We start from the raw sequence: 22,299 nt of genomic DNA, 5'->3' as shown, positions 1-22,299 counted from the left end.
AAAACTAAACAATGAATCAAAAAACTTTAATTAAAAACACAACCATTGTAAATGAAGGGAAAACTTTTATAGCAGACCTACTTTTGTCAGACGGTCTTATTCAACAAATTGGAACTATTTCTATTGAAGGAAATCATAAAGTAATTGATGGAGCAGGCAAACACCTCTTTCCTGGAATTATTGACGGCCAAGTACATTTTAGAGATCCAGGACTTACACACAAAGGAGATTTATACACAGAAAGCAAAGCGGCTATAGCAGGAGGCGTAACTTCTTTTATTGATATGCCAAATACAGTCCCAAATATCTTGACCGTTGAAAGCCTAAATGAAAAATATGAAATTGCTTCAAAAAAATCACTAGCCAACTATTCGTTCTTCCTTGGTGTAAACGGAGATACTATTGATACCGTTATAAAAATGGATACCACAAAGTTTATTGGTGTTTCAGATGATGGTCTATATTTTACCAAAAAAGGAAATCTCTTGGCCGACAATCCAAAGACTATGGAAAAGCTTTTTTCAAATTGCAAATCCATCATCGCCATTCATTCTGAAAAAGAAGCGATCGTAGAAAAAAATGAACAGGCTTTTAGAGAAAAATATGGTGATGACATTCCCGCAAAATATCATCCCATTATTAGAAGTACTGAAGGCTGTTATGAAGCGACTAAAAGAGCCATTGAATTGGCTAAAAAATACAAGGCCAGATTGCATATTCTGCATCTAACTACGGAAGCAGAAACTCACTTGTTTCAAAATGACATTCCGCTGCAAGAAAAGAAAATAACAACGGAAGTTTCCGTTCATCATCTCTGGTTTTCAGACACAGACTATGAACGACTAGGGATGCTTATTAAATGGAATCCAGCCATAAAAACTGAACAAGACAAAAAAGGTTTGTTAAAAGCATTACTGGATGATCGCATAGATATTGTGACTACAGACCACGCACCGCACACCTTAGAGGAAAAACAACAGCCCTATTTTCAATCTATGTCAGGCGCGCCTATGGTTCAGCATTCGCTCAATTGTATGCTCGAGTTTTACAAACAAGACCTCATATCGTTAGAAAAAATAGTAGAAAAAATGTGCCACAATCCTGCCATTCTCTATGGTATGACAAAAAGAGGGTTTATACGAGAGGGCTATTTTGCAGACCTAACCTTAGTAGACTTGAATAGTGAATGGACCGTCAAAAAAGAAAACCTGCTATATAAATGTGGTTGGTCACCACTAGAGGGTACTACATTTCAAACAAATATTACTCAGACATTTGTGAATGGAAATTTGATCTATGACAATGGTGTTTTTGAGGAAGGCATTTTTGGAATGCCTATAGATTTTATTAATAAAGAATAATAAGAATGACTATTATTTCAAATGATATTTCAAAAGCAATTGAACTCTTAAATAAAGAAGATATTGTTGCTATACCTACCGAAACAGTTTATGGATTGGCTGGAAATATCTATAGCGAAAAAGCAATTTTGAAAATATTTCAGGTAAAGATGAGGCCCTTATTTAATCCTTTAATAGTTCACATACACGAGATTGAACAACTAGCGGAAATAGCAAGTGAATTTCCTGCAGAAGCTCAAAAACTCGCAGATGCCCTTTGGCCTGGTTCTTTGACCTTAATCTTAAAGAAAAAACCGAACATCCCAAATATAATAACAGCAGGAAAAGATACCGTAGCAGTGCGAATTCCAAATCATCCCGTTACTTTAAGTTTATTAAAACAAATATCTTTTCCGCTAGCAGCGCCAAGTGCAAACCCATTTAATAGAATTAGTCCCACTAGCTCTTTACACGTTGAAGCGTATTTTAAAGAAAATATATCCATGATACTTGAAGGTGGAGCCTGCAAAAATGGAATAGAATCTACCATCATTGGATTTGAAAATAACGAAGCGATACTCTATAGACAAGGCGCTATTTCTAAGGAAGAGATTGAGTCTATAATTGGAAAAATTAAAGTAAAAAACAAAAATGAAACAACACCTAATGCACCAGGAATGTTAGCAAAGCATTATGCGCCTAAAACGAAAACATATCTCGTAAATGATGTAGAAAAATGTATAGCAAAATTTGAAAACAAAAGTATTGGTGTGTTGCGTTTTAAAGATAGCATGAACACTTCAAGTATTGAATACCTCGCGATTTTGTCTGAATCAGGAGATTTAAAGGAAGCTGCGGCCAACTTATATAATACGTTGCACAAGCTAGATAGTTTAAATTTAGATGTGATAGTAGCAGAAAGGGTTCCAGATATTGGTTTAGGTGCGGCCATAAATGACCGATTAGAAAGAGCCACAAACTAAAATAATTATTCTTGACTAAATGAGTTTCAAGTTATTTAACGACCGACGGTTATTAATTGCCACTAAGCACAAAAAGGAGCGGGTAATTGCCCCGTTGCTAGAAAAAAACCTTGGCGTAATCTGTTTTACAAATGACAGTTTTGATACAGATGCATTAGGAACTTTTTCAGGAGAGGTAGAAAGGGAACTTGACCCAATAACAACGGTAAGAAAAAAATGCCTTTTAGCCATGGAAGCCAGCGACTGTGACTTAGGAGTTGCCAGTGAAGGATCTTTTGGTGCTCACCCGTCCATATTTTTTGCAAGTGCAAATGATGAGTTTCTAATATTTATTGACAAAAAAAATAACTTAGAAATAATAGTAAGAGAACTCAGTATAAAAACCAATTTTGATGGTAAATATATTGAAACAGAGAAAGCACTTTTAGAATTTGCCGAAACAGTACAATTCCCCTCTCATGGCCTCATTCTTCGCCAATCAAAATCAGATAATAGTACATTAATCAAGGGTATTACTAACTTAAAGGACCTAAAGAATGGTTTTAATGTGCTCTATGAAAAATTTAGTAGGGTTTATGCTGAGACTGATATGAGAGCAATGCACAACCCTAGCCGGATGGCGATAATTGAAATTGCCGCCAAAAAATTAGTTGAAAAGATAAATTCTTTATGCCCACAATGCCATATCCCAGGTTTTGGAGTTACAGATATAAAAAAAGGCTTGGCCTGCAGCTTGTGTGGTTTACCTACAAATTCCACACTGAGTTTCATTTATAACTGTGAAAAATGCAATTTTAAAAAAGAAGAAATGTTTCCGCATAAAAAAACAAGCGAAGACCCCACGTATTGCGACTATTGCAACCCATAATTACTTAGAATGGGATAAACTGACACCTCGAAAACAGCAATTACATCCACAACCCTAGGGTCTCGTTAACAGCAATTTTATACTGAATGTGGATCGCAGAATCTTTTCAAAGAAAAGCTTATAACAACAAATAAATAACTGGCTAACAAATGATTAATTATCGAAAAATTAATAACACGTTTGCCACAAAGTATAATTAATTGCTTGGGCAAGTGATTGTCTGGGAAATTGCTAGGCCAGTCTGCTGCGATCGGGTCCTTCTAAATTTTCTATTTCGTTTTTATTTGCTAATTTAGTTCATTCACCTCGCAACAACCTTATGCATTAAGGTTGGCCTTCATTATAATCAACCACTAACCAAATGATAAAATTCTTTAGAAACATTCGTGAAATTAATTGAATTATCATTTAAGAAAGATCCTTTTTTAAATTTCAATTTTTTTCTAAAAAGATACGCGTTGAAGGATAAAAATATTCCATCAGTTATTGATAAAATAGCCCATCAAAGAATTGAATACACCAAAAATATTCTAATTGAAATTTACTTTACTAAAGATCAAGCTACTAGTAAATCGCAATTATTTTACAAATATCTGATAGGGTATCACGCAATGATGCGTTACAAAAAGTAAGATAAGAATTACACAACAGAAGTTAAAGCCGAAATAAATCAATTTATTAAGTTTTAAGATATGAGAACAAAAAATAAATATTGGATAATCGCAGGAATTTTAAACCTCATAACATTCTTTCTGCATTTAATTGGTGGACAATTAGACCTTGTGAACCCAATGGTTGAGTCCTCTTTAATTGTTGAAAAAAGTTCTCAATTGATTGGTGCTTGGAATATGGCAACCATTATTCTTTTAGTAAGCTCTTATGTTTTATTATCGGCAGGATTTGGAAAAAAATATACGGGGAATACTCAAATGATAAAACTAATTGGATATCTAAATTTATCATTCTGTTTGCCATTTATCATTGCTAGTTTTTATTATGGTTTATTAGTACCTCAATAGATGTTTTTCCTTCCCATTGGAGTATTTACCATGATTGGATTAATTAAGACAACCAAGAATGCTTAAAACAGGCGGCATATTAAATATCATCATTGCAGTTGCTCATATTATTGGCTCACTATTTTTGTTTGGTGGATTAAAAAATGGAAAATTTTATCAAATAACATTTCTTTCAATACCCTCCATATTACCGGCTGGATAATATGCTGAACTATTGGCTAAAGAGTGCTAGAAGGGGTTTTTATTGCTATCATTATTACCATGGTTTTCAAACTTAAAGAGTGCAATCATAATAGATCTAATATGGTTTATATGGCTCATTCTGTAATTCTTGGCACCATTTGGTACCCCGCGCCTAGTGAACAAAAGATCACTTTATTACCGGTGCTAACTTATTTTATTATGTTAGACTGTTTGTCAATAATCCTTACTTGTTTGGTCCTTAAGTCTAAAAAAGTGTTCTAATCACTATTCCATTTACCAACAATGCAGAGATGGTTTTAAACCAAGTCCACCAAATCAAAAAGATTTAGCGCTATAAATGAAAAGATAAAGTAAAAAATTTTGACTCCGTGCTAACTAAACGAGCATCACATTTATTGCCCGCATTAATAATAGGCACAACAAGAGGCATTATGAAACAAAACGTCTTGTAACGCTCTAAGAAAAAATCTAATTGGTACCTTACGAGCTTATATATAGCCTAACTTATGCAAGACAATAAAATTATAAAATATATTAAAGATGTATTAGCAAATATGCCAACTGGCTGGTTGAATCTAACCACGCATCGACTAGATATTTATGATGAAAAATTGGCTAAAAGTCAATTCTTAGAACAGTTTGAAATTTTATTTAATAACAATAATTCTGAAGCATCGGCACTCAATGAATTGCCTACTGCTTACGACTATATTCGATTAGGTCATCCATTGTCTTGTTTACTAGAATGGGTAATTGCTAACTTAAATAATCTCAAACCAAAAAATGTAATAAGTTTTTCATCAAAGACGATTCCTATTTTAGCCATTCTAAGAAAAAATTCAATAGACCATAAAAACACCCAAATTGTTTATACTGGTGAGTTACCAGCGTGTTTTGATGCGGACGTGCTCAGGAGTGTTTATGGATATACATTTGACCTCAAGAAAGTAGGGGAAGTAGAAGAAATTGCTGCCTTCAATGGGAGTACCGTTTTCGTTTCACATCGAGATAAAATGAATGCTGTAGCTCTCAGCTCCAATATTGACTTCTTTGTAGGTCTTCATGCTCACCTTGGAAGTATCCTATTGGTAAATGGACCGCAGAATGAAACATATATTCCTGACATTCAACACGTTCGAAGAAGAGAGACCATTGCAATGACTCCTGCGAATTCTCTTGATGCCTTGAAGTTGCTAATAGAGAAGGCTTCTGTTCCTACTAATAAAAGTAAGGTCGAAGCAAACAAAACAAGTGTCTTAAATTCTATTAATGCCATTACCGGTTCAGAATCAAAGGCACTCGTTGCTTCTAGTGGACTCTCTATGCAATATGCCATTATGATGGGACTCATTCACGATGCAGTAGAAAATCATAAAGGAAAGGCTATCAAATTTATAGTTCCTACAAATTGTTATGGCGGCACCAATGACCAAGCAAGACGAGTTGCTGCTTGCATAGATAATGTGGAAGTGGTGGATTTAGCCGTGGATGGTGATTACAATATGGTTCAAAGTATTGATATTGTTTTAGATCAAATTGCTAACGAAGATGCCATCCCTTACATCATCGCAGAAATCCCGACAAACCCAAGAGTGGAAGTTCCAGATCTTATGCAATTAAAAGAAGTACTAAGTGCGGTGCGTAAAACAGCAACGGGTAAAATGGCTATCGATCCTGTTTTTATTTTAGATCAAACATTTTGTCCCAATGTGCACTTTTTAGGTGAAGGCGAAATACTCTCCACAGTTAGGACTATTTCATATGTTAGCGGGTCAAAATTTCCAAGTGGCGGGCAATGTACTGCTGGCTATTGTGTAGGAAATACAAAAACGGAACCATTGATGGAAAAAATAGAAAAGCATCTAACACTCTGTGACAACAAGGCTAGAGATCTTCAAATGGAAATACTAGCCAAACAACTCCCTTCGATGAATCAAAGGATTCAAGATGCTTATACCAATACACGTGAATTTGTAAATTTCATCAACGATACATTACCAGCGGCGAAAATCAATTTTGTTTCTTTAGCATTGGCCCGACAAGGATTCACCCCATCTGTTTTTTCATTAGACCTTCCCACTAAAGGCAATACTGCTGAAGAAAAAGAATCTTATAAAAGAGCGCTAAATCATAAATTAATCAAATTAATGATTACAGAAATCCCCAATGAAAGTAAGTACTGCGTGAGCTATGGGCAGTTAAATGGATGTTACTGGACCATACCTGCAACCTCTACTCAAGGGACGACTAAAGAAGGCGACAAAGATTATATTGCCCGTGTATCACTTTCTCCTACTATGGATCTTGAGCTTCACAAAAAAGTCTTTTTAAATTTTGTTGAAAATATTTGAGTCCGAAGAAGTTTTTGAAAGGCTCATAACGAATTCAAGCTATGGAGCACTATTCTAGCGCTTTTGCATGATTTCCAAAAACCAAAAACTTTATTATAAATTATAAAGGCCTTAAAACAACTAGACCGAAAACTTGCTCCCTTCATAGGGACTAAAAAAGCTGAAACACCCTCTGAAGGTTGGGTGAAAATTATCCATATTTCACTGAATATGCCCCTAGGGCAGCTAGACAAAAGATTAAAAATGACAAAAACCGGCGCTAAGAATTTTGAAGAAAGAGGCTTCTAGAACCATTACCCTTAAATATCTAAATGATGTCGCATTGGCATTAGATATGAAATTTGTTTATGGATTCATTCCAAATCATAAATCTTTCGAAAAATTGGTAAAAACAAAAGCAAATGAATTGGCTAAAAAAAAGTCTTGCTTACAAACCATAACAAGACACCTGAAAATCAAGGTCTCAGCCAAGAAAATCTTGAAAAGCAGTTAAAGACCTATCGTATTAAATTAAAAGAGACGGAAGGAAATCAATATGGGATTAGATTTAGAATATAACGACGATCAAACAAAACTAGAAGAGGAAGAAAAGGAAGGTCTCAAAATATCCACGATAAGTACCCATTAAGTACCCATAAAGAATTAGATGAATAGGAACAATTAAACATTGAGAAGTCAATCGAATGGTTAATGTCCAAAAAGTTTAGTGCCGACCAAGTTTTAACAGAAGGTTTTATAAAACTACTCCACAAAAGAATGTTTAGTGAGGTATTGAAATGCGCGGGTCGATTCAGAAAATATATTCTATAAAAAAGCCCCGATCTTCTCGTATTCCATACTGTATTCTCAAGCTTGATTAATACTAACAAGACATAAAAAGGACATTTTTAGGATTTCAAAGGATTCTTTTTGACCTTTATTTTCTTGATTTTAAATATCAAAAAAACTGCCGAAACATTGAGATATTGATCCCATAACATCAATTAGAAAAAGAAAAAATACTTACTCCAACGTAGCGCAAATATGTTCTCCAATCATATATCGCGTAATAGCATTTAAGGTAACACCTTTAATAGGATGTATTCCTGGGCGCGTAAATAATTCCAAATCATTCTTTCCTCTTTTGTAATACCACACTTTTGCACTTTCATCTTCATTAAAAAAGAAATCTTCACGACACTCCGCCTTCATCTTTTTAAATTTAATCAATAAACCTTGATCAATCGGTTTTGCATTGTCTTCTTCACAATGGATCTTTACAAACTTATTTTCCTCCCAGACCATACATTTTTTACGAGTCGTATTATACACGAAAAACACCACCACTATCAACAGTACCAAGGCCGCAAATTGATGTCTTTTTGTATTAATAGTTTTTGTATTCTTTCTATCTAAATAGTTTTTATAATCTTCATATCCCAGATAGATGGATAAATGATCTTTGGTTGTTTTGGAAATATTAAACGATTCTTCCTTCTCTAACTTTCTAAAATAACCCCTAAAGGAATCAGCTGTAGTGGGCTGAGAACATTTATTCTCAAGTTCATTATGAATATGAGTCGCCAAACCCAAAGCGGTATCCGGGGCGCCCTCACTTCTTGCTTTTTCAAACGCCTCTTCAAGTATTTTTTTTTCCATAGGAATCTATAATTGTGTCTAGTTAAAATTACAAAAACTTACTGGGAATACATGGTTTATTTACTTCCCATCATCTTCCCACTTCTTTCCCATAAGCGTCCCAAGTCTTTAAGAGCAGAACTTTATTTATTTGCCCTTGTATTGTTGATCGCCCGAGCGCAATAGGGTTTGCGATTATTTCAACAGTTCATATTGGAGTCGCAAAGTAATGTGATAGGATCATTTGAGAAGTAATCTGATGCACCTTAATCTGCGCGCTACACTTCTCTATTGAAGAGTCCGCTCTTCCATTTAATGTATGGCTTCCATCCTAGCCCATAAAACTGAGCAACGACTCGGATAACCATACCTGTGTTCAATTTTAAATTCAAAAAAAATGAAAAAATTATCATATATAATGCTTTTATGCCTGCTAGGTACTGTGCTATTTTCCTGCACACCAGAGAGTCAAGTCAATGCCGCTAACGAAGTCGCCTGCTGTGGAGAAGATGGTCACATTCCTCCTCCACCACCACCGCCACCTAACACAGGTGACTAATAACTAAAATTAAGTTGTTAACTTTGAGGAATGGAAAACATAAAATTTTCATTCCTCTCTTTTTTATGGGTACTGTCTGCTTTTTTGTCTGTTTTAACATTACAGCAAATTTCAGCACAAGAACCTATAGATAGTACCTCCCATTATTATTATAAAATTGCAAATCCAAAATTCCCTGAAGATCTGCCCAGAGGATACGGTTATTTTAAGAAACAAAAAGAAGAACGACTCGCTAAAAAAGATACCGTAGGTGCCATTTACGCATTGAGAATGCTCGCAATGGCCGAATTTGAAATGGGCCGCACCTATGCAAGCGAAAAATCAGCCATAGAAGCAATAGCGTTATTAGATGCCTCTTCTAATAAGAACAGAAAAGAAGCAAATGCTGATATAGGTATTTACAATCACCTTGGTATGGTTTATCGATCTATAGACCAACCACAAAAAGCCATCGATGCCTATGCAAGAGCATTATTCTTAGCAAGCCAACTAAAAGATAGTATTGTTCTGCTTAACAACATGGCCAATTCTTACAACGAATTAAAACAAAAGGACAAGGCCATTGCAATATTAAAATTGGCCTATGAAAAAAGTAGTGGGCAAGAAAACAAGATTGAGATTGCCCGAACCTTGGATAATTTAGGGCACCTACAGTCTAAAGCAGGGCATCCTGAAGGACTCCCTCATATGTTGCAGGCCCTAACAATAAGAAAAAAAACAAAGGACAATGGACAACTCTTTACCAGTTATAAACACCTCAGCGAACATTACAGAAACGCAGGGGATAGTGTCCTAGCGCTTAGGTATGCCACCTTAGGAAAAGAAACCGCAGCAAAAGTAAGTACAGCCTACAAAAAAGAGGCGCTTTCTAACTATTTAAAATTAAGCAATAACCCAGATATTGCTCAATATATGAGCATAAGCGATAGCATCGCCAAAGCAACATTACAACAAGACAACAAATTTTCCAGTATAGAATATAACTTCTCAAAGGAAAAAGAGCATACACAAGCGGCCAAATTAGCACAAGAAAAACAACGCCAGCTTAAAAGCATATACCAGTTAGTGGGAATTTGTATCTTATTACTTGCTATTGCCTTATATCTCATACTAAAGTACCGCCATAAAAAAGAGAAAGTTCAACAATTGTACAACACCGAATCTAAAATCTCTAAAAGAGTACACGATGAAGTAGCCAACGATATTTATAAAATTATGGTTAAAATACAAACCTCGCCTGATACAGCAGAAAATCTGTTAGATGACCTAGAAACGGTGTATAACAAAACACGTGATATTTCTAAAAAGCACAGCCCCATAGACCTAGATGCAGACTTTGAAAGCGTACTTATAGACCTGCTAAAATACTATCAAAGTGACTCAGTGAATGTGATTACCAAAAATTTAGCGACCATAGATTGGTCCTTACTTGATGATCTAAAAAAGAAAACCATCTATCGGGTGCTTCAAGAGTTAATGACCAACATGCATAAGCATAGTAGAGCGACCTTGGTAGTCATCACAGCCACCCAATCTGGCAAAAAATTAAAGCTGCGATACACCGATAATGGTGTGGGAAGTGTGTTAAAAAAAGGAAATGGACTCCTCAATACGGAAAACCGTATTCGGTTAGTGAACGGAACGATTATATTTGAAGTTGATAAAAATGAAGGTTTTACAGTAAAAATTAGTCTTTAATATGTTTACAAAAGTTTTAATAGCTGACGATTTAGGAAGTATCAACTCTGGGGTTGCGAGTGTGCTCAAAGATTTAGAGGTCTTAGAGGCCATACAAGTTCATTATTGTGATGATGCCTACCTGAAAATAAAGAAGGAAGCCTTTAAAAAAACACCTGTAGAATTACTAATCACCGATTTATCGTTTCTACCAGATCACCGAGAACAAAATTTTAACTCAGGAGAAGAATTGGTGAACATCCTAAAAAAAGAAAATCCCGAACTGAAAATAATCGTCTACTCGATAGAAGATCGAACCCAGCTTATTAAGAAATTTATTAATGATTTTAAGGTAAATGGGTATGTTTGTAAAGGCAGAAATGGTTTATTGGAATTAAAGGATGCTATCGTATGTGTGGCAAACAATAGCCGATATATTTCGCCGCAAATAAAACAACTTCTCAACAAAAAAAAACATCTAGAAATTGATGATTTCGACACTGAGTTGATGAGATTATTGTCATTGGGGAAGTCTCGATCTGAAATCAGTGCCCATTTTAAACAAAACAATGTGTCCCCAAGCGGCTTGAGTTCTATCGAAAAAAGACTCAACAGCTTGCGCATTGAATTCAAAGCAAATAATATAATTCATCTGGTGAGTATTGTCAAGGATCTAGGGTTGATATAAGTAGTTGTGCAACCTTAAAAAAACAACACATTCCCTTTCATTGAAATTTCTGAATCGAGAAATTGAATCAAAGAAAGCATAAAAGCAGTCTAGACAGAAAGGAATAAGAGCATAAATGAGAAGAATTGGTTTCTACAGATCCCGTGACTTTGTAGAACTCCAATAAAAACCACTGAATTTATGCAGGCCCTCTTTTATTTTAAACTTTAGAAATGAAAAAGATAATAACAGCTGTTTTGGAAATACTAGCGTATAATCTGATCATGATTTTAATTAACTATAATTTTTTACCTTCTATCTTCTTAGAATAACTAGTACTTAATGGAGATAATCATTTTTAGAGTTAGAAGATATAAAAAAAGCCCCACCGAAGCAGGGCTTAAATAATTGACTAAACTATTATTACTTATTTAATAATATTAGCCCGTTTGTAGGTGATTTATTGGTTGTTGATGCCCGTTCTAATTATGATGGTTATAAATTAATTATATCTAACCCTAACACTTCATTTATTAATAAATAGGCCTCCTCTGCAGAAATCGTAAAAGCAAACTCACAACTTTCTGGGTCATCACAGGGTAAGTGACTTTCTGTATTCATACAGTTAGAAGCTTCTGAAAAAAAAACAAACGCCTATTTATCAGTGATATTATGACTGTACACTATTTGAATGTTCTTAGCCCGATCTCCCATTATTAAAACAACCTGATTTTCTCCACTATGGGTTCCATTAATGACTTCAGTATATGGAACATAATGACTTAAATTAGCTTTTTTACAAGCTACCCGATGCATTCATTACTGTTACTGGAACTGGTATCGTAACGGTATTCATTTGTAATGTTACCGCTGATTGTGCTAATAACCTTCCATTTACTGTAGCTTCTGTTTGCACAGCGATGGAGGTTGCACCTAATAGGTTTCCTTCAAAGTGACTTGTGGTACCTAGGGTAACAGCGTCTGAAACTTGCCAAAAAATGTTACTGGCTTGTGCGCCTCCTTCTAAATTCATTCTAACTGCAGAACTCATCGTAAGCGTTCCTGCAACTTGAAAGATCCATACATCATCCGGACCACCTGAAATTGTTATGTCTGTAGGTATTAAAAGTGTACTGGTCCATTTATGAAGCCCTGGTGCAAGCGTAAGTCCTCCTATAATTCCAGCTCCTACATTTAAATAATCTGGGTTAGAGCGTCCTGCAGCATCTTTATAGGCAGCTTGCATATTGAGCACAGCTATTGTTAGTCCTGGACCATCCGTTGTTCTACAAGCAAGTGGGCCTGCAGCATCAGCGGTATATATGTCTCCAGTAACTTGGGGACATGTTAATAAAAGAGCATCACCCGTTATTGGGCTTGTTCCTACATTACCTGTGATGACCGATGGAGACACATTAGTGATTCCTGATTTTGAAAGAATCGCAAAATTTCCAGCATCACCAAGACCAACAGGTAATATTAAAGATTTAGATTGCGTAATAATTAAATTTGCTTCCTCAAGTTCTAAAGATTCCATCTCTGGACTACAACTTGACATTAGTCCCATAAATAGGATCGCTAGGATTGGATTTTTTTTAATAAATTTCATGATTTTTATAATTTTAACCTACTTAATTGCGTAGAATTTAATACAAAGATAGTGTAAATATAGTGTAATTGACATTAAATAATTGTACCGACACCTAAGCCGTTTTTTTACGCATTTAAGCTGATTTATAATGGCTTGTAAGACTGAAAAATCATTCCAATTCTTTAAAAACTATTATATAATTGAAAATTAATTTTGATTTTAAAGATGAAAAATGGTAAAAATAATTTAACCGTCTTTGGAATTTTTTGCTGATTTTAGTTTTAATAAACTTTGGTTTTTATTTTTTTTGCTCTGATTTTCATACAGAAAATCCCCGCGGATAAAAATCCACATCAATAATATAAATAGGTTTCTTTTTTCGATCGATACGGTGCTCTTAAAATAATTAATAAACGCTAGCAGCACGTACTTAATATTTCTCGTAAAAATTTAAAAGTATCCCCTGAAGTAGATAACCAACTGCGAAAATGTGAGACTGGTTTCTACTCCTAATTCCTTTGTAGAACTCCAATAAAAACCACTGAATTCAGGCAGGCCCTCTTTTATTTTAAACTTTAGAAATGAGAAAGATAATAACAGTTTTTTTGGAAGTACGCGTATAATCTGATCGTGATTTTAATTAACCTTAAGTTTTTCTGCTCTCTTCCTTAATTAACCATTGTTTAATGGTGATCGTTATTTTATAATTAGAGGATAAAAAAAAGCCTCACCGAAGCAGGACTTAAATAATTAATTCAAATATCTTTAGTTATTTGATAATCCTAATTGGATCCATTTATAGATGAGCCATTCCTTGATAATGATTTATTGAAGAAAATCATTGCCCACAAAATTGCAACTACGCTAATAAAAAACGGTGTGAGGCTTATTCACAGAGGGTATATAGTTTCACTATTTAGGCGGCTTAAAAAAAGCTGAAGTAAAGAACCACCTTGCTCTTCATTATTTTTGTGACACCCTTATTACGTTATTAAATTGCCCGTTACAGGTATCCTAAAAATATGGTTGCAACGCAAAAAAAAATCAGATACCGGCGAATGCTAGTATCTGATTTTTTTAAATTGTACTAAGCGCTATCACTCTGTTTTTAGAGTAAACACAACACTTAGAACATCAAGTAAACCTATAATTCCAATGTTGGTTAAGGTCTAACGACTGAATTCATTTGTAGTGTTACCGCTGTTTGTGCTAATAACCTTCCCTTTACACTGGCACCTGTTTGTACCGCAATTGACGTTGCGCCTAATAAGGTTCCTTCAAAATGACTCGTGGTTCCTAGGGTAACCGCACCTGAAACTTGCCAAAAAATGTTTTTAGCTCTCGCACCTCCACTTAAATTAATTCTAACCGCAGAACTCATATTAAAAGTTCCTGCAACTTGAAATATCCATACATCATTTGGTCCACCGTTAAGTTCTATGTCTGAATTAATCACAAGGGTACTTGCCCACTTATAAACTCCTGGTGATAGTATATTTCCTCCGATAACGCCGGCTCCTAATCCTATAAGGTCAGGGGTGCGTGCAGCAGCAGCTGTATACGCAGCTTGCATACCCATTACAGCTGTTCTTAGTCTTGGAGCATTCGTTATTCTACAAGGACGTGGTCCTGCAGCAGCAACGGTATATATCTTTCCAGTTACTTCGGGACAGGTTAATAAAAGAGCAGCCCCTGTTATTGGACTTGTTCCTACATTTCCTTTAATGATAGATGGGGGTACATTAGTGATTCCTGATTTAGAAAGAATCGCAAAATGTTTAGCACCTCCAAGTTGTATAACTTGCTGCACCGGATTGGGTGGTGGCGGTGGTGGTGGAATGCTTACTGTTGGGTTCGTAACGGAATTCATTTGTAGTGTTACCGCTGTTTGTGCTAGCAACCTTCCCTCTACGGTTGCTCCCGTTTGTACCGCAATTGAGGTTTGACCTAATAAGGTTCCTTCAAGATGACTTGTAGTACCTAGCGTAACTGCACCTCCAACTTGCCAAAAAATGTTTTCGGCTTTCGCGCCTCCCGCTAAATTAATTTTAGCTGCAGAACTCATATTAAAAGTTCCTGCAACTTGAAATATCCATACATCAGTTGCATTACCGATAAGTGTAATGTCAGATGCAATCACAAGGGTACCTGTCCACTTATATAGCCCTGGTGTTAGCAAATTTCCTCCGATAACGCCGGCTCCTAAATTTAGTTCCTTAGGGTTCGAACGTCCTGCAGCATCCGTATAGGCAGCTTGCATATCAAGCACAGCCGTTGTTAGTCTTGGAGCATCAGTTATTCTACAAGGAAGTGGACCTGCAGCAGCAACGGTATATATATTTCCAGTTACTTCGGGACATGTTAATAAAAGAGCAGCCCCCGTTATTGGACTTGTCCCTACATTTCCTATAATATTTGATGGAGGAACATTCGTGATTCCTGATTTAGAAAGAATCGCAAAATGTTCAGCACCTCCAAGAGCTACGGGTGCCATTACAGCTGGTGGTGGTGGTGGTGGTGGTGGTGTTGCTGTTGGATCTATGAGTGTATTCATTTGTAGTGTTACCGCTGTTTGTGCTAGCAACCTTCCCATTATGGTTGCTCCCGTTTGTACAGCAATTGAGGTTTGACCTAATAAGGTTCCTTGAAGATGACTTGTAGTACCCAGCGTAACCGCACCTCCAGCTTGCCAAAAAATGTTTTCGGCTTTCGCGCCTCCCATTAAATTAATTTTAGCAGCAGAACTCATATTAAAAGTTCCTGCAACTTGAAATATCCATACATCAGTCGAATTACCGATAAGTGTTATGTCAGTTGCAATCACAAGAGTACCGGACCATTTATAAACTCCAGGTGCTAGTATATTTCCTCCGATAACGCCGCCTCCTAAATTCACCTCATCCGGACTGCGTCCTGCAGCATCCGTATAGGCAGCTTGCATATCCAGTACAGCTGTTGTTAGTCGTGGAGCATCCGTTACTCTACAAGGAAGTGGACCTGCAGCAGCAACGGTATATATATTTCCAGCTACTTCGGGACAGGTTAATAAAAGAGCAGCCCCCGTTATTGGACTTGTCCCTACATTTCCTATAATGGAAGATGGGGGTACATTCGTGATTCCTGATTTAGAAAGAATCGCAAAATTCCCAGCTTGACCAAGAGCTACGGTTGCCGGAGACGGATACCTAGTTTGTGCATCAATTATCGTTAGATCTATTGAATTCGTATTCTCAAGCTCAATAGAATCAATCTCTGGATCACAGCTCCACATTAACCCAATCAATAGCATCGCTAGGATTGGTGTTTTTTTAATAATTTTTTTCATTTTTTATGTTTTTATTATGTAAAAGTAGGCGTTTTACTACAAATGAAACTTGAATATTATGAAAAAAAAGGAAAAAAAAGAGAAATTAACTTATAAACGATGTTTCGTGTTTTTAATCTGATATTTAGATAGTTAAAAAAAACAACCCGTAAAAACTTTTAAAAATACTGGTAAAAATGAAGGTCTATTTTGATTCACAACGATAAAATCATTGGTGTCTGACTAAAATAAAATTTTGCTTAATACTGTCTCCTCTACGAGCAGTAAAACTATTTTACTTTTCTTTTCTTTTCTTTTCTTTTTAATAGCGAGGGGTCCGTTAAAACATTTTGGTTCTTTGTCTGGCGGTTTTGTAGTTTACGCTAACCATTGTTTGCTGGGACTTTCTAAGAATTTGAATAAGTCGATATATATTATTAAATGAAAGCGTATCATTTATACCATATTAGCCTATGCCTGCCTTCGTTTGGTTTTTCGCTGTATGACAGGCATTGGTAATTGTATTATAAGGCCGCAACAAATCTGTATTTTGACTATGTCAAAGTACAATTTTACCTTTGTCAATGAAAGCCTAGTTGCAAAACACAGCAGGTAACCCTGCTTCTTTGTAAACCTTGTCTCTATTTACTATTCTATGACTCCTATTGTGTAAGGAATTACAAAAACTTACTGGGAATACATGGTTTATTTACTTCCCATCATCTTCCCACTTCTTTCCCATAAGCGTCCCAAGTCTTTAAGAGCAGAACTTTATTTATTTGCCCTTGTATTGTTGATCGCCCGAGCGCAATAGGGTTTGCGATTATTTCAACAGTTCATATTGGAGTCGCAAAGTAATGTGATAGGATCATTTGAGAAGTAATCTGATGCACCTTAATCTGCGCGCTACACTTCTCTATTGAAGAGTCCGCTCTTCCATTTAATGTATGGCTTCCATCCTAGCCCATAAAACTGAGCAACGACTCGGATAACCATACCTGTGTTCAATTTTAAATTCAAAAAAAATGAAAAAATTATCATATATAATGCTTTTATGCCTGCTAGGTACTGTGCTATTTTCCTGCACACCAGAGAGTCAAGTCAATGCCGCTAACGAAGTCGCCTGCTGTGGAGAAGATGGTCACATTCCTCCTCCACCACCACCGCCACCTAACACAGGTGACTAATAACTAAAATTAAGTTGTTAACTTTGAGGAATGGAAAACATAAAATTTTCATTCCTCTCTTTTTTATGGGTACTGTCTGCTTTTTTGTCTGTTTTAACATTACAGCAAATTTCAGCACAAGAACCTATAGATAGTACCTCCCATTATTATTATAAAATTGCAAATCCAAAATTCCCTGAAGATCTGCCCAGAGGATACGGTTATTTTAAGAAACAAAAAGAAGAACGACTCGCTAAAAAAGATACCGTAGGTGCCATTTACGCATTGAGAATGCTCGCAATGGCCGAATTTGAAATGGGCCGCACCTATGCAAGCGAAAAATCAGCCATAGAAGCAATAGCGTTATTAGATGCCTCTTCTAATAAGAACAGAAAAGAAGCAAATGCTGATATAGGTATTTACAATCACCTTGGTATGGTTTATCGATCTATAGACCAACCACAAAAAGCCATCGATGCCTATGCAAGAGCATTATTCTTAGCAAGCCAACTAAAAGATAGTATTGTTCTGCTTAACAACATGGCCAATTCTTACAACGAATTAAAACAAAAGGACAAGGCCATTGCAATATTAAAATTGGCCTATGAAAAAAGTAGTGGGCAAGAAAACAAGATTGAGATTGCCCGAACCTTGGATAATTTAGGGCACCTACAGTCTAAAGCAGGGCATCCTGAAGGACTCCCTCATATGTTGCAGGCCCTAACAATAAGAAAAAAAACAAAGGACAATGGACAACTCTTTACCAGTTATAAACACCTCAGCGAACATTACAGAAACGCAGGGGATAGTGTCCTAGCGCTTAGGTATGCCACCTTAGGAAAAGAAACCGCAGCAAAAGTAAGTACAGCCTACAAAAAAGAGGCGCTTTCTAACTATTTAAAATTAAGCAATAACCCAGATATTGCTCAATATATGAGCATAAGCGATAGCATCGCCAAAGCAACATTACAACAAGACAACAAATTTTCCAGTATAGAATATAACTTCTCAAAGGAAAAAGAGCATACACAAGCGGCCAAATTAGCACAAGAAAAACAACGCCAGCTTAAAAGCATATACCAGTTAGTGGGAATTTGTATCTTATTACTTGCTATTGCCTTATATCTCATACTAAAGTACCGCCATAAAAAAGAGAAAGTTCAACAATTGTACAACACCGAATCTAAAATCTCTAAAAGAGTACACGATGAAGTAGCCAACGATATTTATAAAATTATGGTTAAAATACAAACCTCGCCTGATACAGCAGAAAATCTGTTAGATGACCTAGAAACGGTGTATAACAAAACACGTGATATTTCTAAAAAGCACAGCCCCATAGACCTAGATGCAGACTTTGAAAGCGTACTTATAGACCTGCTAAAATACTATCAAAGTGACTCGGTGAATGTGATTACCAAAAATTTAGCGACCATAGATTGGTCCTTACTTGATGATCTAAAAAAGAAAACCATCTATCGGGTGCTTCAAGAGTTAATGACCAACATGCATAAGCATAGTAGAGCGACCTTGGTAGTCATCACAGCCACCCAATCTGGCAAAAAATTAAAGCTGCGATACACCGATAATGGTGTGGGAAGTGTGTTAAAAAAAGGAAATGGACTCCTCAATACGGAAAACCGTATTCGGTTAGTGAACGGAACGATTATATTTGAAGTTGATAAAAATGAAGGTTTTACAGTAAAAATTAGTCTTTAATATGTTTACAAAAGTTTTAATAGCTGACGATTTAGGAAGTATCAACTCTGGGGTTGCGAGTGTGCTCAAAGATTTAGAGGTCTTAGAGGCCATACAAGTTCATTATTGTGATGATGCCTACCTGAAAATAAAGAAGGAAGCCTTTAAAAAAACACCTGTAGAATTACTAATCACCGATTTATCGTTTCTACCAGATCACCGAGAACAAAATTTTAACTCAGGAGAAGAATTGGTGAACATCCTAAAAAAAGAAAATCCCGAACTGAAAATAATCGTCTACTCGATAGAAGATCGAACCCAGCTTATTAAGAAATTTATTAATGATTTTAAGGTAAATGGGTATGTTTGTAAAGGCAGAAATGGTTTATTGGAATTAAAGGATGCTATCGTATGTGTGGCAAACAATAGCCGATATATTTCGCCGCAAATAAAACAACTTCTCAACAAAAAAAAACATCTAGAAATTGATGATTTCGACACTGAGTTGATGAGATTATTGTCATTGGGGAAGTCTCGATCTGAAATCAGTGCCCATTTTAAACAAAACAATGTGTCCCCAAGCGGCTTGAGTTCTATCGAAAAAAGACTCAACAGCTTGCGCATTGAATTCAAAGCAAATAATATAATTCATCTGGTGAGTATTGTCAAGGATCTAGGGTTGATATAAGTAGTTGTGCAACCTTAAAAAAGCATCCAATAAAGGAAAAACACATTCCCTCCCTTTCATTGAAATTTCTGAATCGAGAAATTGAATCAAAGAAAGCATAAAAGCAGTCTAGACAGAAAGGAATAAGAGCATAAATGAGAAGAATTGGTTTCTACAGATCCCGTGACTTTGTAGAACTCCAATAAAAACCACTGAATTTATGCAGGCCCTCTTTTATTTTAAACTTTAGAAATGAAAAAGATAATAACAGCTGTTTTGGAAATACTAGCGTATAATCTGATCATGATTTTAATTAACCATAATTTTTTACCCTCTATCTTCTTAGAATAACTAGTACTTAATGGAGATAATCATTTTTAGAGTTAGAAGATATAAAAAAAGCCCCACCGAAGCAGGGCTTAAATAATTAACTAAAATATTTTTACTTATTTAATAATATTAGCCCGTCTGTAGATGATTTATTGGTTGTTGATGCCCGTTCTAATTCTAATTGTAACGCTAAAGCTTCATCCATTAATATAGCGGCATCCTCTGCAGAAATCGTAAAAGCAAACTCACAACTTTCTGAGTTATCACAAGGTAATAAATTATTATCACAAGGAAACGTGTAATCTAAATCAAAAATTGTGAACTCCCATTCATTAAGAACAGTATTTTCGATAAAAACAAATCCACCATTTGCTCCAGATAAAAGAACGTTTTGGTTGTCTTCAATATTTCCAATTTGAATATCAACATATGGACCATAATAGTTTAAATTAGCTTTTTCACAAGCTACTCCTACCTTTGCTGGTACTGGTATCGTAACGGTATTCATTTGTAATGTTACCGCTGTTTGTGCTAATAACCTTCCATTTACTGTAGCTTCTGTTTGTACAGAGATGGAAGTTGCTCCTAATAGGTTTCCTTCAAAGTGACTTGTGGTACCTAGGGTAACAGCGTCTGAAACTTGCCAAAAAATGTTACTGGCTTGTGCGCCTCCTTCTAAATTCATTCTAACTGCAGAACTCATCGTAAGTGTTCCTGCAACTTGAAAGATCCATACATCATCCGGACCACCTGAAATTGTTATGTCCGTTGGTATTAAAAGTGTACTGGTCCATTTATGAAGCCCTGGTGCAAGCGTAAGTCCTCCTATAATTCCAGCTCCTACATTTAAATAATCTGGGTTAGAGCGTCCTGCAGCATCTGTATAGGCAGCTTGCATATTGAGCACTGCGGTTGTTAGTCCAGGAGCATCAGTTACTCTACAAGGAAGTGGGCCTGCAGCATCAGCGGTATATATGTCTCCAATAACTTGGGGACATGTTAATAAAAGAGCAGCACCCGTTATTGGGCTTGTTCCTACATTACCTGTAATGACCGATGGAGGCACATTTGTCATTCCTGATTTTGAAAGAATCGCAAAATTTCCAGCATCACCAAGACCAACAGGTAATATTAAAGATTTAGATTGCGTAATAATTAAATTTGCTTCCTCAAGTTCTAAAGATTCCATCTCTGGACTACAACTTGACATTAGTCCCATAAATAGGATCGCTAGGATTGGACTTTTTTTAATAAATTTCATAATTTTTCATGATTTTTTATAATTTTGACCTACTTAATTGCGTAGAATTTAATACAAAGATAGTTTAAAAATAGTGTAATTGACATTAAATAATGGTACCGACACCTAAGTCATATTTTTACGAATTTAAGCTGATTTATAATGGCTTGTAAGACTAAAAAAACATTCCAATTCTTTAAAAACTATTATATAATTGAAAATTAATTTTGATTTTAAAGATGAAAAATGGTAAAAATAATTTAACCGTCTTTGGAGTTTTTTGCTGATTTTAGTTTTAATAAACTTTGGTTTTTATTTTTTTTGCTCTGATTTTCATACAGAAAATCCCCGCGGATAAAAATCCACATCAGTAATATAAATAGGTTTCTTTTTTCGATCGATACGGTGCTCTTAAAATAATTAATAAACGCTAGCAGCACGTACTTAATATTTCTCGTAAAAATTTAAAAGTATCCCCTGAAGTAGATAACCAACTGCGAAAATGTGAGACTGGTTTCTACTCCTAATTCCTTTGTAGAACTCCAATAAAAACTACTGAATTTATGCAGGCCCTCTTTTATTTTAAACTTTAGAAATGAGAAAGATAATAACAGTTTTTTTGGAAGTACGCGTATAATCTGATCGTGATTTTAATTAACCTTAAGTTTTTCTGCTCTCTTCCTTAATTAACTATTGTTTAATGGTGATCGTTATTTTATAATTAGAGGATAAAAAAAGCCTCACCGAAGCAGGACTTAAATAATTAATTCAAATATCTTTAGTTATTTGATAATCCTAATTGGATCCATTTATAGATGAGCCATTCCTTGATAATGATTTATTGAAGAAAATCATTGCCCACAAAATTGCAACTACGCTAATAAAAAACGGTGTGAGGCTTATTCACAGAGGGTATATAGTTTCACTATTTAGGCGGCTTAAAAAGAGCTGAAGTAAAGAACCACCTTGCTCTTCATTATTTTGTGACACCCTTATTACGTTATTAAATTGCCCGTTA

16 protein-coding genes are annotated in these 22,299 nt (G+C 35.5%); 11 read left to right on the top strand and 5 right to left on the bottom strand.

Annotated elements, in window-relative coordinates; all coding sequences use genetic code 11:
- Positions 1-11 precede the first annotated feature (11 nt).
- The 5 genes from ABXT67_RS08760 to ABXT67_RS08740 all read left to right on the top strand — a co-directional run bounded on the left by ABXT67_RS08760 (position 12) and on the right by ABXT67_RS08740 (position 6,765).
- Complete coding sequence (locus tag ABXT67_RS08760) at positions 12-1,361, top strand: dihydroorotase (RefSeq protein WP_415373643.1); 1,350 nt, start codon at positions 12-14, stop codon at positions 1,359-1,361.
- Positions 1,362-1,366: 5 nt separating this feature from the next.
- Positions 1,367-2,323 carry an L-threonylcarbamoyladenylate synthase gene (locus ABXT67_RS08755; RefSeq protein WP_415373642.1) on the top strand — a complete coding sequence of 319 codons (957 nt, stop codon included), beginning with the start codon at positions 1,367-1,369 and terminating at the stop codon, positions 2,321-2,323.
- A gap of 19 nt (positions 2,324-2,342) precedes the next feature.
- On the top strand, positions 2,343-3,191 hold the full coding sequence (locus ABXT67_RS08750) for a DUF6671 family protein (protein WP_415373641.1): 849 nt from the start codon (positions 2,343-2,345) through the stop codon (positions 3,189-3,191).
- Between the two features lie 692 nt (positions 3,192-3,883).
- Positions 3,884-4,210, top strand: coding sequence for a hypothetical protein (locus tag ABXT67_RS08745; RefSeq protein WP_415373640.1), 327 nt, complete (start codon positions 3,884-3,886; stop codon positions 4,208-4,210).
- A gap of 710 nt (positions 4,211-4,920) precedes the next feature.
- Entirely contained in the window at positions 4,921-6,765 is a 1,845-nt protein-coding gene (locus tag ABXT67_RS08740; protein ID WP_415373639.1) for a cystathionine beta-synthase, read from the top strand.
- 1,002 nt (positions 6,766-7,767) lie between these two features.
- Here the strand turns inward: ABXT67_RS08740 and ABXT67_RS08735 are convergent.
- Positions 7,768-8,403: a hypothetical protein gene (locus tag ABXT67_RS08735; RefSeq protein WP_415373638.1), complete on the bottom strand. Its 636-nt coding sequence runs from the start codon at positions 8,401-8,403 to the stop codon at positions 7,768-7,770.
- A 376-nt stretch (positions 8,404-8,779) separates the two neighbouring features.
- Between ABXT67_RS08735 and ABXT67_RS08730 the strand changes: the two genes are divergently transcribed.
- Genes ABXT67_RS08730 through ABXT67_RS08720 form a run of 3 tightly spaced genes read left to right on the top strand, consistent with a single transcriptional unit; the run spans position 8,780 to position 11,306 of the window.
- On the top strand, positions 8,780-8,941 hold the full coding sequence (locus tag ABXT67_RS08730; RefSeq protein WP_415373634.1) for a hypothetical protein: 162 nt from the start codon (positions 8,780-8,782) through the stop codon (positions 8,939-8,941).
- Positions 8,942-8,971: 30 nt separating this feature from the next.
- Positions 8,972-10,639, top strand: coding sequence for an ATP-binding protein (locus ABXT67_RS08725; protein WP_415373633.1), 1,668 nt, complete (start codon positions 8,972-8,974; stop codon positions 10,637-10,639).
- 1 nt (position 10,640) lies between these two features.
- Positions 10,641-11,306 carry a response regulator gene (locus ABXT67_RS08720; protein ID WP_415373632.1) on the top strand — a complete coding sequence of 222 codons (666 nt, stop codon included), beginning with the start codon at positions 10,641-10,643 and terminating at the stop codon, positions 11,304-11,306.
- 474 nt (positions 11,307-11,780) lie between these two features.
- Here ABXT67_RS08720 and ABXT67_RS08715 read toward each other — a convergent pair whose 3' ends face one another.
- The 3 genes from ABXT67_RS08715 to ABXT67_RS08705 form a co-directional block, all read right to left on the bottom strand.
- Complete coding sequence (locus ABXT67_RS08715) at positions 11,781-11,906, bottom strand: hypothetical protein (RefSeq protein WP_415373637.1); 126 nt, start codon at positions 11,904-11,906, stop codon at positions 11,781-11,783.
- A gap of 175 nt (positions 11,907-12,081) precedes the next feature.
- Positions 12,082-12,894 (bottom strand): ice-binding family protein, encoded by an 813-nt coding sequence (locus ABXT67_RS08710; protein WP_415373636.1) that lies wholly within the window; start codon positions 12,892-12,894, stop codon positions 12,082-12,084.
- Positions 12,895-14,038: 1,144 nt separating this feature from the next.
- Positions 14,039-16,201, bottom strand: a complete 2,163-nt coding sequence (locus tag ABXT67_RS08705; RefSeq protein WP_415373635.1) for an ice-binding family protein — start codon at positions 16,199-16,201, stop codon at positions 14,039-14,041.
- A 1,004-nt stretch (positions 16,202-17,205) separates the two neighbouring features.
- Here ABXT67_RS08705 and ABXT67_RS08700 point away from each other — a divergent pair.
- Genes ABXT67_RS08700 through ABXT67_RS08690 form a run of 3 tightly spaced genes read left to right on the top strand, consistent with a single transcriptional unit; the run spans position 17,206 to position 19,732 of the window.
- Positions 17,206-17,367 (top strand): hypothetical protein, encoded by a 162-nt coding sequence (locus tag ABXT67_RS08700; protein ID WP_415373634.1) that lies wholly within the window; start codon positions 17,206-17,208, stop codon positions 17,365-17,367.
- A 30-nt stretch (positions 17,368-17,397) separates the two neighbouring features.
- Positions 17,398-19,065: an ATP-binding protein gene (locus tag ABXT67_RS08695; RefSeq protein WP_415373633.1), complete on the top strand. Its 1,668-nt coding sequence runs from the start codon at positions 17,398-17,400 to the stop codon at positions 19,063-19,065.
- Between the two features lies 1 nt (position 19,066).
- The gene (locus ABXT67_RS08690) at positions 19,067-19,732 is read left to right on the top strand and encodes a response regulator (RefSeq protein WP_415373632.1); all 666 of its coding nucleotides are present in this window, start codon (positions 19,067-19,069) and stop codon (positions 19,730-19,732) included.
- Between the two features lie 421 nt (positions 19,733-20,153).
- Here ABXT67_RS08690 and ABXT67_RS08685 read toward each other — a convergent pair whose 3' ends face one another.
- On the bottom strand, positions 20,154-21,302 hold the full coding sequence (locus tag ABXT67_RS08685; protein ID WP_415373631.1) for an ice-binding family protein: 1,149 nt from the start codon (positions 21,300-21,302) through the stop codon (positions 20,154-20,156).
- Positions 21,303-22,299: the final 997 nt, after the last annotated feature.

The organism is Patiriisocius sp. Uisw_017, assembly GCF_047731265.1.
Classification (GTDB): domain Bacteria; phylum Bacteroidota; class Bacteroidia; order Flavobacteriales; family Flavobacteriaceae; genus Patiriisocius.
Note: the sequence above shows the minus strand (reverse complement) of the source record. Positions and strands in the feature narration are given on the sequence as shown.